Genomic DNA, 13,068 nt, shown 5'->3' with positions numbered 1-13,068 from the left:
AATGTACCATGAGAAAAGTAATCTTGACATCGGCATTCGCTATCGCCATTCTGATAAGCATTACTTCATGCAAAAATGCGACCGAGGAAAAAAATAAAGTCCTTAGCATGCGCTATGGCAATACCGTGGTTTCCTTGTTGACTGCAGCCAACGGCCAACTAGCCTTCCTTATCAACAAAGACCGGCAGGTGGTTCTAGATACTTCGTTATTAGGTCTTAAGGTCGAGGGCAAACATTTAGGAAAGAATGCCTCCCTATCGCTTTTAGAACAAAAAGAAATAGCCCTAGAATACCCTCTTAACGGCATAAAAAGTAAGGCCTCGTACACAGGAGATCTATACATATACGAGGTTTCCGAAGCGGATGGAAGCGATTGGAAATTAGAATTTCAACTTTCCAATGAAGGTGTGGCCTACCGTTATATGGTTTCTGGCGAAGGTACCCAACATGTACAGGGCGAAGAGAGCAGTTTTAAACTACCGAACGAAACCAAAGTATGGTACTTTGAGCGTGATAACGATTGGAAGTTGAAATCGCATGCCGGTGAATGGCTTTCCGCCGATATTTCCGAGATGCCAACGGTTTCCAAAATGGGTCCGATACAAGGCTTGACCCTCACTTGTGAACTTCCACAAGGGGGATATGCACTGTTGGCCGAAGCCGGTCTCTTTAATTATAGCGGTATGCGTTTGGAAGCCATAGGCAAGAATTCGTTCAAGGCGAATTTCGAAGAAGGCGATGCCGGGTTTGATGTGAAAGGTAGACTTACCACTCCTTGGCGCTGTGTTCTTTTGGCCGATACCCTGAACGATTTGGCGAACAATACTATGGTAGCCTCCCTTAACCCTGCTCCAGATGCCAATTTATTTGCCGATACCGACTGGATCAAACCCGGAAAGTCCGTTTGGCACTGGTGGTCGGGAAAATACGTCAACTATAAAGAAGAGCACGATATGGTCGATGATGCCCAGTCGCTTGGTTTTTCATATTCCATGGTAGACGAAGGTTGGGAAAGATGGCCCAATAAATGGGAGTCGGTTACCAAGCTTTGTGATTATGCGAAGGAAAAAGGAGTCGGTATTTTTGTTTGGAAGCATTCCAAGGAAATCAATTTCCCCGAAAACGATTATGCGGTAATGAGGCATTTTTTAGACAGCGTAAAGCAGACCGGTGCCGTTGGGGTAAAAGTCGATTTTATGAACGGCCAGGGCAAATCGATCATCTCCTTTGATGAAGCCTTACTAAAAAAAGCGGCAGAACGGCAATTGATGGTCAATTTTCACGGTTGCCAACAAAGTTCGGGCGAATATCGCACCTACCCGAATGAGGTTACCCGTGAAGGTATACGTGGCCTAGAGGTGAACCATATGAAAGAGGGTCCCCTACCCGCTTCCCACAATGCCGCATTGCCGTTTACAAGATACGTTACCGGTCATGGCGACTATACCCCACTCGGCCTTACCGAGCCAGGTGAAACTACTTGGGCCCATCAATTGGCTACTTTGGTCACTTTTTATTCGCCCTTTAACTGTATTGCGGAAAACACCCAGTTTCTACTGAAAACCAAGAGTGTTCAGCCTGCATTGGATTTTATTAAGACCGTGCCTTCGGTCTGGGACGAAACCTTTGTCTTGCCCCAAAGTAAGATCGGGGAATTGGCGGCCATAGCCAGACGTAAAAACAACGACTGGTATTTGGGCGTACTCCGTAGTGGTCCTTCCCAAGAAATGCAAATCGACTGTAGTTTTTTAGGGGATGGTGAATACCTCGCTGAAATCATTACCGACGATACCGAGGCCGAGCGTATTAATTTGGAAGGACTTAATAAAGAAGCCAACCTACGCCAATGGAATACGGCCCTACCCTTTAAAAAATCGACCGAAACGGTTTCTCAAGAAAAAACGATAAGCATTCATTTGGCCGAGCACGGTGGTGCCACCATAAAGTTTACCAAAAAATAAATAAGACCCATGAGAGATTTTGCTTGCCTAGCACTTTTTACAATCGCTTTTCTAAGTTCATGTTCACCTAAAAAAGCTGATACGGTTCTAAAAAACGAAACCCTTTCCCTTAACGGGGAATGGCACTTTTTAGCTTCTAACGAAGAAAGTGAAGAACAGCTATTGACCGCAGATTACACCGAGTGGGATACCCTGAGCGTACCAGGAAACTGGGACGTTGAGAACAAATACGCCCATTTTAAGGGCAAGGGGTATTACCAACGTAGTTTTACCCTTCCCGAAAATTGGCAAAAAAAACAGGTCCGATTAAAGTTCGATGCCGTTTACGAAACCTCCAAAGTGTGGTTGAACGGTAAGTTATTGGGCGAACATGAAGGGGGCTACACCCCTTTTGAATTCAACATAACCGACGAAGTACGCACCGATAAACCGAACTCGATTTTGGTCATGGCCGACAATACCTTTAGAAGAGGTGCTTGGTGGGCTTGGGGCGGTATAAGCAGAGACGTATCCTTACTTGCCCATAACGATGTTCGCTTGGTTCGTCAACATATTTCAGCTGTGCCCGATTTTGACAACGGCGTAGTGGACTTTGCCATTTCCTATAAAATTGAAAATAATTCCGACTCCCCACAAAACCTGAAGATCAATCCTGATATCCTTGGGCCCGACCATAAATCGTGGCAACCGCAAACCCTTGAAGTGACGGTAGCCGCAAACGAGACCATAGAAAAGGTATTGACCTTTAAAAAGGAGTTGAAGGAAGTAGAATTATGGCATTTTGACCGACCACACCTTTACGTTTTAAATAGTAGCCTCGTTTCTAACGATCAAGAAGTCGATGCCGTTTCCGATAAATTCGGTATTCGAAAAATGGAGGCCATTGGTGAACAATTATTTCTCAACAACGAGGCTGTTCGGCTAAACGGTTTCAACCGGGTACACGACCATCGCCTGTACGGTAATACCGAGCCCGACGAACTTATAAAGAACGATATTCTAGACATCAAAGCCCTTGGAGGTAACTTCTCAAGGATCATGCACGCGCCTGCATCGAAGAACCTTTTACAGTTCTGTGATAGTATTGGCTATATGGTTATTGAAGAAATTCCCGTTTGGGGCCGTGGCGCACCCAATGCTACCCCCGATAACCCACGAACAAAGAAATGGTTGGACGAAATGATTGCGCGCGACTTCAACCATGCCAGTGTGGTCGGTTGGAGCATGGGTAACGAAATTGGCAACCCTGACGGTGAATGGCAAGATATGACCATGACACCCGGCCAGTACGAATATGTAAACGATATGCTAGACCATGTGGCCTCCCTAGACTCTACACGCTTGAAAACCGTGGTAAGCTTTACATCGCACCTGCCCTTGGCCCAACCTGGTAACGAGCCCTACGAAAAACTTGATTTGCTCTGTATGAACTCCTACGGGGAAACCTATGAAAAAGTGGGCAGGGCCCATGCAAAGTTTCCGGGGAAGCCTATTTTTATTTCAGAGATTGGTAACAAACAGATCGGACTCACACCCTATGCCGGGTTCAGTGATACCCTCATTGAGCAACTTGACAAAATAAGAACGCTTCCCTACGTCGTAGGTTCCGCGCTATGGACCTACAACGATTACCGAAGCGACTACAAGGCTACACCTCCCTCCGAAAACAGGGCTTGGGGCGTGGTCGATGTATGGAGAAACAAGAAAAAAGCCTACAAACAGATTCAAGATATCTACGCGCCTGTTCAAGGTTTAAAAGCTAGTGTTGGTAAACAGTCCCTTGCAATCACTTTGCTCCCCAGAAACGAACAAGACATTCCCGCCTACATTATGGAAGGATATACCCTGGTATATGAGCTTTTTAACGCCGAAGACCAATCAATCGGCAAAGAGCGTATTGAACTTCCCATCATAAAACCCGGGGACGACGCCCTGGAGTTTAACTTCAAAAAAGAAAACAACGTCGCCCGAATCGATGTCGGTCTATGGTCACCCATGCAAATCGAGGTAAAAACCGCTTCATCAAAAGTATGGAAAAAGCCCACCGTAGAAGCCTCCGACTCCCCTGTAATAGAGTTTTTGGGCCGGAAAAGCGAAAGTATTTCCATAGGCTATACCGTAAGCGAAAAAGATTCTATTTTCACTTTTAAATATGGAAACGCCCCTGAGCATCTGACCGAAGAAATAACTACAGATCTAATGGGGGCCATCAAAATTAAATGGCCTTTGTCAGAACCCTTTTTCGTGAAATTAAAATCCGACGTCACGGATTGGTCCACTACAGAACAACTCATAGAGTAACATAAAAAATTTCAGAACCAAAACCAGAATCCTTGCATATGAAACTGATAAAAACCTTTTGTTTGGCATTACTGCTCATTCCATGCCATGCAATGGCCCAAGACAGTACTAACGACCGTCCGAACATTGTTTGGATCATGCTCGAAGATTGGGGTCTTGACCTGGGATGTTACGGCACCCCGGGAATAGAAACCCCCGTTACCGACAAGCTCGCCTCCGAAGGCATACGCTATACCAATGCCTTTTGTACCTCCCCGGTTTGTTCCACTTCGCGTTCGGCCATGCTTACGGGCTACCACCAAAACTATATCGGGGCGCAACAGCACAGAACGGCCAAAGAAGACAAGAAACCTTTGCCTTATGGCATTAAACCTATGCCCGTACTCTTAAAAGAGGCAGGGTATTTTACGGCTTTAATGATCTACGACAAAACCGACGCCAATTTTAGCGGCGATTTGGGTTTTATGGGAAAAGATTGGAAGGAACGTGAAAAAGGACAGCCCTTTTTCGCCCAAATAACCTTGGGCGGTACGCACCGAAAATGGAATCGCGATGCCAAAAACCCCATAGACCCTGCCGATGTAGTACTCCCACCCTATTATGTTAACACCCCTTTTGCCAGACGTGACTGGGCCAATGGTTTGGAACAGATGCAAATTTGCGATCGCGAAATCGGTGACATTCTCGATCGATTGGAAAAAGAAGGTCTTGCCGAAAATACCTTGATCTTTCTTATTGGCGATAACGGCCGCTGCCATATTCGCGGAAAGCAGTTCTTGTATGATCCGGGACTTCAAGTGCCTATGATCATCAAATGGCCCGGTAAGGTCGCTCCCGCCCAAGTAAACACAGATATGGTACAGACCATTGATATTACCGCTACCATTCTAGACGTCGCCGGGGCCAAACCGAAACATGAGCTACAGGGAAAAAACCTTTTTGAAGAGGAATCGAAGAATAGGGAATACATTTTTGCCGCAAGGGGACGAATGGGCGGTACCCACGATGCGATGCGTACCATCCGTTCAAAAAAATACAAATTGATCCATAATTTGATGCCGGAACGTGCATGGTTGCAATACAGTGGCTACAAAGAAGATATGTACCCCATGTTGGCCGAGATGAATATCATGTATATGGAAGGAAAGCTTAATGAAGACCAGGCGAAATTCTTCGCACCTTCAAAGCCCGAGTTCGAACTCTTCGATATAGAAAAGGATCCCTACGAATTGAACAACCTTGCCAACGACCCGCACTATGGGGATATTAAGGATAAACTCTTGGAAGAACTGTACGTTTGGAGAAGATCGATCAAAGACGAAGGGGTATCGCAAGAATTCAGGGAAGGCGGACTCTCGTCCAAATACCCTACCCGAACACTTGAAGAATGGAAGGAACGCTACGAAGCTTGGAAGCCCTGGGTATTTCGCAAGCCTAAATCAAAAGTGAAGCATCCTTTCGTTAAGAAAGACTATTAAAAACAAGACTTATGCAGCTCAAATCCTTTGTATTCCATACGCTATTCCTAGTATTCGGAATTTGCCATGCCCAGACCGAAAAAGTCGACCTCCCCGGCGAGGAGCGGATGTTACTTAGCGGAAATTGGAAATTCCACGCTATTTATGGCGAAGGCTCGAATTACATTGATATTTCCGAAACCCTTGAAGATATTGTCATCGACAATACCGATAAGGACCGGGTTTCGGTAAAAGGAGATTGGAAAACCCGATCGGAAGGAGAACGCGGGTCCGGCTTTTTGGGTACCGATTATTTACAGCGTGACTTTAAATCCGGCGAGTCGGATCAAAACTATGTACGTTATCGTCCCGAATTACCCGAATCAGGGTTTTACGAAGCATTTGTCCGCTTTCCCTTTGCCTCACATCTAACGGCGGAAGTGAATGTCAACCATGCCCAAGGAATTACGGCTGCCTATTTTAACCAACGAAACCGTTGTGACCAATGGTTGAGCCTTGGGGTATTCAGTTTTGACAAGACTTTAGACAGCTATGTGGAAGTAACCGCCATCACGGCCAGTACCGTAGTTGCCGATGCAGTGATGTTCAGACCGGTATCGAAGGAAAAAATGGAAGAAGCGGATATTGAAAAGTCTTCCGTTTTTCAGGTTGATTTTGATGATTCCAATTGGAAAGACCTACGGGTACCCGGGCATTGGGGCATGCTCAACGCATATTCGAACTATACCGGTAAAGGCTGGTACCGGAAAACCTTTGAGTTGCCCAAGAACTGGAAATCGGTTTCAAACGAGCGGATTAGGTTAAAATTTGATGCCGTATACCACATTGCCCGAGTCTTCTTAAACGGGGAATTGGTCGGGCTACACCAAGGGGGCTTTACCCCATTTGAATTTGATATTACCGACAAACTAAATTATAACGGCCAAAACGTACTGGCCGTAGAAGCCGACAACAATGCCCTTGTAGGGGCTACTTGGAACTGGGGCGGCATCATTCGCGAGGTACATCTTATAAAAAACAATGATGTGCGCATCAGTTATCAATACATACATGCCGATCCCGACCTAAAAAAAGGTTCGGCAAACCTGAAGCTTAAGGTTCGAATCAAGAATTCATCGACTCGCCAACGTTCCGTTTTGCTGGCTGCGCATATTGAAGAAGCCTCAAGTCCTGTTGATTTGACGTACAAGGTAAAAGTACCGGCCAACAGCACCCAAGAAATACAACTGGCCACAACCCTACCCGCCACCGATGTAAAACTTTGGCATTTTGATACCCCTAACCTATATCATCTCACAACAACGATATCGGAAAACGGGCAGGTTTTAGATACCCAAAAAGACCGATTCGGTATCAGAAAAATAGAGTTGACCGACTCCCAACTGATTTTAAACGGCGAGCCCGTACGCTTGTCCGGTTTTAATCGGGTTAGCGACCATAGGTATTGGGGCTCTTCCGAACCGCAATATTTGATCGACAAAGATGTAGACCTCATGAAAAATGCCGGGGCCAACTTTATGCGCATCATGCACGGCACCCAGAACAAAAAATTAATGGACCGCTGTGATGAGAAAGGTATTTTGATTTTTGAGGAAGTCAATGTGCGCGAACTCACCAACCCCGAGTTTACGCCCCCGCATTATCCCTTGGCCAAGCAATGGCTTAAAGAAATGATTGAACGCGATGTCAACCACCCCAGTATTATCGGTTGGAGCGTTGGCAATGAGCTAAAAGACCACTTTGATTATGCCAAAGAAACGATTGACTACGTCAAGAAGGAACTAGACCCATATCGCTTGGTTACCTGTGTAAGCAACAGCGGATGGCGCGATTCGGCAACTCCCGAAAACGACCCTAACACCTTAGTGGATATCATTATGCACAACCTCTATCCTTTTCAAGGGACTCCCGATAAAGTGTTTAAAACCTTACGCGCGAAATGGCCCGACAAACCGATATTCATCTCGGAATACGGCATAAAGCCCATGGCCACCACTTCCTTGGATGGCGACATTCCCGAACTATCGGAATGGAACGATCATTTAAGGGGCAAAAACACCTATGTAATCGGGGCATCGTTGTGGACGTTCAACGACTATCGGAGCGGTTACGCGGCTACTTCACCTGAGGAAAACCGAGTTTGGGGCCTGGTCAATACATGGCGACAAAAACGAAAGTTATACCATCGCATCCAAAAAGAAAACAGTCCCCTAGCCGATTTGAAAATCGATGGGATCGATTTAAAAAACGGAGGGGCCAAGGTAAGAATCACACCAAAACCCGTAAATGCTTACCCCGTCTATAGCCTCAAGGGCTATACGCTTGAATTTACGATGTATGATAAGCAAGGGGAAATTCTTTTTTCCAAGACCCACAGCCTTCCCCATATCGTTCCTGGTGGCAAGCCTACGGAAGTCGCTATCGATTGGCAACGGTATATGACCGGTATGGCCCAAATACATGCCGCGGTGATTTCACCCAACGGCTATATTAGGCACCAGACCTCGATCTCCCTTGAGCTTCCTGAAAAGACATCTATTCTCGCCATAGAAAAGGGGCATGGCACCGTACGCGTGCATTACCGGCCTGTTTTCGGAGCCGACACCTATTACGTCGCATATGCCGATGGAAAGGGCCTCGAAAGGAAGTCCGACACCAGCACGACCCATAGTATTGATATAAAAGACCTCGACCCTGAAGAAGAGTACACCTTCAGCGTCATTGCCCAAAATTCGAAAGGAAAAAGTGTTCCCTCCGGCACGCGTACCACCAATGCGAACGCTGATGTACTTCCTCCTATGATCTGGGATGCCTTTCTATCGGACGGAAAGCTCGTCGTTGGCTATTCGGGAGCACCGGACGATGTGGAATATATAGTGAAATACGGTTTACGAGACAGTTATTTCCCCTATAAAAACAGTACGCGGACCAAGGGTATGACCGTCATCGATTTTGAAGGCGACGACCCCCACTTCGTGAGCATCAAGAAAAAGACCAAGACCGGAGAAAGTGATTGGTCAAAACCGATCCATGTTTACACAATAAGAAACAAGGAGAGATATAGAAACTAAGTAAAAAAAATTAACCCATAAAAGTTTAACATGGGAAACCACCCATGGCATTTCAGCTCCATTAAAAACAACAATATGAAAACACTCAGCCTAGTCATTGCTTTTGCCGGTATTTGCCATCTAACGGCATGTAAGAACGAAAAAAAGACCCTCTCGACAACCGAGACACCGGCAGTAAGCCAAGTATCGGAAAAAAGTAAAATCCCCGACTACAAAATAGAATTCGGAAAGGTCTCGCCCAAATCCATATTCAGAAACGACAGTCTCAGTATCTGGGGCGGTTCTATGGTCAAGGGCGAAGACGGACTTTTCCATATGTTTTACTCCCAATGGCCTAAAAATATTGGTTGGGAATGGGTAAACTACTCCGTAATAGCCCATGCGGTATCAGAATCGCCCTTTGGCCCTTTTAGACATAAAGATGTTACCTTACCGGACCGCGGGGCGGAATTCTGGGACGGTTCTACGACCCATAACCCGACCGTACATAAGTTCAATGGAAAATATTACCTGTATTATATGGGGAATACGGGCGATAAAAAAATAGTAAGTACGCCCGGAAAACCTAAAATAAACTGGGTACACCGCAACAACCAACGCATAGGGGTAGCCGTAGCCGATTCGCCCAACGGCCCTTGGAAGCGGTTCGACAAACCTGTTTTGGACATATCTCCTAACGACGATGCCCTTGATGCCTTAATGACATCAAATCCGTCGGTATGCCAAATGCCCGATGGAAAAATCTTAATGGTCTATAAGGCCGTAGGGAAAAAAGACCCCTTACCAGGTGGTGGCCCCGTGGTTCACATGGTAGCCATAGCGGACAGTCCTACCGGTCCGTTCAAGAAATATCCCAATCCCGTTTTCACCTTCGAAGGCAAACGCTTTCCTGCCGAAGACCCATACATTTGGTATCAAGATGGTAAATTCAGGGCCATTGTAAAACGTATAAAAAACGACGGTAAAACACGTGAATTCTCTTTGGTACACTACGATTCGGAAGATGGTATCCAATGGGAGAGAGCCAAATATTTTGAAATTTCCAAGCGCATCGTCGAATGGGAAAACGGAAGAACCCAACAGTTCGAACATTTGGAACGTCCGCAAGTATACATGGAAAACGGCGAACCTATAGCTCTCTTATGTGCGGCCGACACCCTTGATGCCAAGGGAATTCGAGAGTCGTTCAACATTCAGATTCCTTTGAAAATAGAAAAAATAGCCCCCTAAAATAGGACTCAAAACAAAAGCTGTTCAAACTCTAAAACAACACCTATGCAAGTCAATCTTTTTCTCAAGCAATCGACCTTTAGTCTTCTAATGGCCCTATCGCTTATCGCTTGTTCCGAACAAAAAACGGAAACCAAGTCGACCCCAACGGAAGATTCCGCAACTACGGAACACAAAGTATTTCCCCATAAAATGCCCTCCGAAAAACCGGATATGCCCTTAAGTGCCGCCGCGGAACGTATGTTCAGCTATCCCGCTCCCCGGGTACAGGATAACGAGCTTTTTTCGCAGTTCAAATATACCCGTCTTAAAGGCTTTGATTACAATAATGGGGATGGAACCATCTCTCGACGAGACCCCTCAAGGCCCATTTTAGTGAATGGGAAATATTATATCTACTACACTAAAAGAGATACCAAAGTGCCCCCCATCGGTTGGAACCGTGCCAAGGAAGCTACCGATGAGATTCCATCTACCGATTGGGACCTATGTGAAATTTGGTATGCTACCAGTGAAGACGGAACAACATGGAAAGAAGAGGGTGTTGCCATTGCAAGACCCGAAAAGCCTAAGCCCGGATGGCGTTCAGTGGCTACACCCGACATCTTGGTTTGGAAGGGAAAATATTATCTATACTACCAAGCGTTTAACGAGCCGAGCGGACTAAGAGGCGATTGGTGCCCTGTTTCGGTTTCCTATGCAGATTCTCCCGACGGACCATGGACACATGGTGGCGACTCCGTAATTCCTTTCGGAAAGAAGGGCGAATGGGACCAAGATGCCACACATGATCCACAGCCGATAGTCTACAAGGGAAAAATTCACCTCTACTATAAGGCCGCCTATAACAAATGGCCCGATATTCGCGATAAATATGCCGTGGGACACGGTCTTGCCATTGCCGATGATCCATTAGGCCCATTTGAAAAACACCCCTTGAACCCCGTAATGACCTCGGGACACGAAACCACCTATTTCCCCTTTAAGGAAGGAGTGGCCACATTGGCCATAAAGGATGGTAACGAACGATATACCATGCAATATGCCAAAGACGGTGTCAATTTTGAAATTGCCTCGGTAGTTTCACTGGCCCCAACCGCAGCCGCTCCTTTTGCCGCGGATGCCTTTACCGATTCGGGTAACGGAAGAGGGGTTACTTGGGGGCTATGCCACTTTACCAATGCTAGTAACAACCCTAAAAAAGGCTATTCGATCATCGCCCGATTCGATTGCGACCTAAGCCTTGACGTTGATGACCCATTCTATAAAAACACAGGGGTATGGCACAGACCAGAGGTTTATTTTGCCCAGGCACCCCGCAAAAACCTAAGTCCCGAAGGACGATAAAATCAGCTCATTATCAAATTATAACAGTAACAAGAGCGGTTGTTAAACGGTAGTAAAAACGTAATTAAAAGACTAAATTTAGCAAGGACCTTTTTTTAGGGTACGGAAAACCCTTTATCATTCTCTTTTCCTTTAAAAAGGTCCATTTTAACAAAAACGAAACTACCAAACCTCTACTTTTATGAAATTCAGTCCTTTTGCCCTAGTTCTAGTTACATTGCTGTCCTTTAATTTTTCCATCGCCCAAAACCAAGATAGCAAACGCCCCAATGTGGTTCTTGTTTTTATCGATGATGAAGGATATGGCGATGTAGGCGTCTATGGTGCCACCGGTTTTGAAACGCCCCATATCGACCAATTGGCCGCAAAAGGCACACGCTTTACCAACTATTACTCGGCACAACCTGTTTGTAGTGCTTCTAGGGCGGGTCTTATGACCGGCTGTTATCCAAATCGCATAGGGTTCTCGGGAGCGCTTTTCCCACGACATGAGATCGGCTTGAACAAAGATGAGCTTACCATGGCCGAAATGTTCAAGGAGCAAGATTATAAAACGGCCTGCTTCGGCAAATGGCATATGGGTTGGCAAAAAGAATTCTTGCCATTGCAACATGGGTTTGATGAATTTGTTGGCCTACCCTACTCCAACGATATGTGGCCGCACGACAGTGCTACGGGGGAACATCTTTCCGCTGAAAAAAATAGAGCTAAGTTTCCTGATTTACCAATTATTGAAGGGAACAAAACCATAGCGTATGTCAAAAGTTTAAAAGACCAAGACAAGTTGACAACCCTATACACCGAAAAAGCGGTAGACTTCATCAATAGAAATGCCAATGAGCCCTTTTTTCTATATGTACCCCATACCATGGGCCATATTCCCCTCGGCGTATCGGATAAATTTAGGGGAAAGAGCGAACAAGGCCTTTATGGCGATGTTATGATGGAAATCGATTGGTCGGTTGGCGAAATCGATAAGGCCCTTAAACAGAACGGTATAGCTGACAACACTATTTTTATTTTTACTACGGATAACGGACCTTGGTTGAATTTCGGAAACCATGCCGGCTCTTCAGGAGGTCTTCGCGAAGGTAAAACCACAAGCTGGGAAGGCGGACAAAGAGTGCCCTTTATCATTCGCTGGCCAGGAAAGACCCCAGAAGGAACGGTCTCGGACAAATTGGCCTGTGCGGTAGATTTGCTTCCTACCTTCGCGGCGATTACCAATGGAAAACTATCCGACAATAAAATAGACGGCGTAGACATATCACCGCTTTGGAAAGGACAATTTTCAGAAACGCCTCGTAATACCATACTATACTATCACGGAAAGAACAACTTGAACGGAGTTCGAAAAGGCAATTGGAAACTGGTATTGCCCCACACCTACAGTAGCTATAATACCGAACCCGGCAATGATGGCAAAGGAGGAAAAAGAATAAAAACCGTAGTAGAGCAGCCCGAACTCTACAATATGATGCGCGATCCGGGGGAAAGATATAACGTAATCGCCTATCATCCCGAAAAAGTAAAAGAACTGATGCTAGAAGTTGAAAAGGCCCGTAAAGCATTGGGCGACCTGAACGTCGGCATTGAAAGAGGAACTGAAAACAGGGAAATCGGCAAACTCTAAAGAACATTTTTGACATCCATAATTTACCAAAACCAAAATGACATTTA

7 protein-coding genes are annotated in these 13,068 nt (G+C 45.8%); all 7 read left to right on the top strand.

Features of this window, described 5'->3' with window-relative positions:
- The first annotated feature begins 8 nt into the window (after nucleotides 1–8).
- Nucleotides 9–1,961: a glycoside hydrolase family 97 protein gene (locus B4Q04_RS21395; RefSeq protein ID WP_088698043.1), complete on the top strand. Its 1,953-nt coding sequence runs from the start codon at nucleotides 9–11 to the stop codon at nucleotides 1,959–1,961.
- A gap of 9 nt (nucleotides 1,962–1,970) precedes the next feature.
- Entirely contained in the window at nucleotides 1,971–4,262 is a 2,292-nt protein-coding gene (locus B4Q04_RS21390) for a glycoside hydrolase family 2 protein (protein ID WP_088698042.1), read from the top strand.
- A gap of 38 nt (nucleotides 4,263–4,300) precedes the next feature.
- The gene (locus B4Q04_RS21385) at nucleotides 4,301–5,740 is read left to right on the top strand and encodes a sulfatase (protein WP_201723434.1); all 1,440 of its coding nucleotides are present in this window, start codon (nucleotides 4,301–4,303) and stop codon (nucleotides 5,738–5,740) included.
- An 11-nt stretch (nucleotides 5,741–5,751) separates the two neighbouring features.
- On the top strand, nucleotides 5,752–8,811 hold the full coding sequence (locus B4Q04_RS21380) for a glycoside hydrolase family 2 TIM barrel-domain containing protein (RefSeq protein ID WP_088698040.1): 3,060 nt from the start codon (nucleotides 5,752–5,754) through the stop codon (nucleotides 8,809–8,811).
- 75 nt (nucleotides 8,812–8,886) lie between these two features.
- The gene (locus B4Q04_RS21375) at nucleotides 8,887–10,041 is read left to right on the top strand and encodes a glycoside hydrolase family protein (RefSeq protein WP_123772412.1); all 1,155 of its coding nucleotides are present in this window, start codon (nucleotides 8,887–8,889) and stop codon (nucleotides 10,039–10,041) included.
- Nucleotides 10,042–10,086: 45 nt separating this feature from the next.
- Nucleotides 10,087–11,388 carry a glycoside hydrolase family 117 protein gene (locus B4Q04_RS21370; protein ID WP_236631074.1) on the top strand — a complete coding sequence of 434 codons (1,302 nt, stop codon included), beginning with the start codon at nucleotides 10,087–10,089 and terminating at the stop codon, nucleotides 11,386–11,388.
- Nucleotides 11,389–11,569: 181 nt separating this feature from the next.
- Complete coding sequence (locus tag B4Q04_RS21365; protein ID WP_013994924.1) at nucleotides 11,570–13,021, top strand: sulfatase; 1,452 nt, start codon at nucleotides 11,570–11,572, stop codon at nucleotides 13,019–13,021.
- Nucleotides 13,022–13,068: the final 47 nt, after the last annotated feature.

It is taken from the genome of Zobellia sp. OII3, from assembly GCF_002211465.1.
In the GTDB taxonomy this organism is placed as follows: Bacteria; Bacteroidota; Bacteroidia; order Flavobacteriales; family Flavobacteriaceae; genus Zobellia; species Zobellia galactanivorans.
Note: the sequence above shows the minus strand (reverse complement) of the source record. Positions and strands in the feature narration are given on the sequence as shown.

Excerpts from the sequence above, each read along its gene's own strand:
- B4Q04_RS21385 (WP_201723434.1), top strand. The coding sequence starts at position 4,301 with ATGAAACTGATAAAAACCTTTTGTTTGGCATTACTGCTCATTCCATGC.
- B4Q04_RS21365 (WP_013994924.1), top strand. The coding sequence starts at position 11,570 with ATGAAATTCAGTCCTTTTGCCCTAGTTCTAGTTACATTGCTGTCCTTT.
- B4Q04_RS21395 (WP_088698043.1), top strand. The coding sequence starts at position 9 with ATGAGAAAAGTAATCTTGACATCGGCATTCGCTATCGCCATTCTGATA.
- B4Q04_RS21370 (WP_236631074.1), top strand. The coding sequence starts at position 10,087 with ATGCAAGTCAATCTTTTTCTCAAGCAATCGACCTTTAGTCTTCTAATG.
- B4Q04_RS21375 (WP_123772412.1), top strand. The coding sequence starts at position 8,887 with ATGAAAACACTCAGCCTAGTCATTGCTTTTGCCGGTATTTGCCATCTA.
- B4Q04_RS21380 (WP_088698040.1), top strand. The coding sequence starts at position 5,752 with ATGCAGCTCAAATCCTTTGTATTCCATACGCTATTCCTAGTATTCGGA.
- B4Q04_RS21390 (WP_088698042.1), top strand. The coding sequence starts at position 1,971 with ATGAGAGATTTTGCTTGCCTAGCACTTTTTACAATCGCTTTTCTAAGT.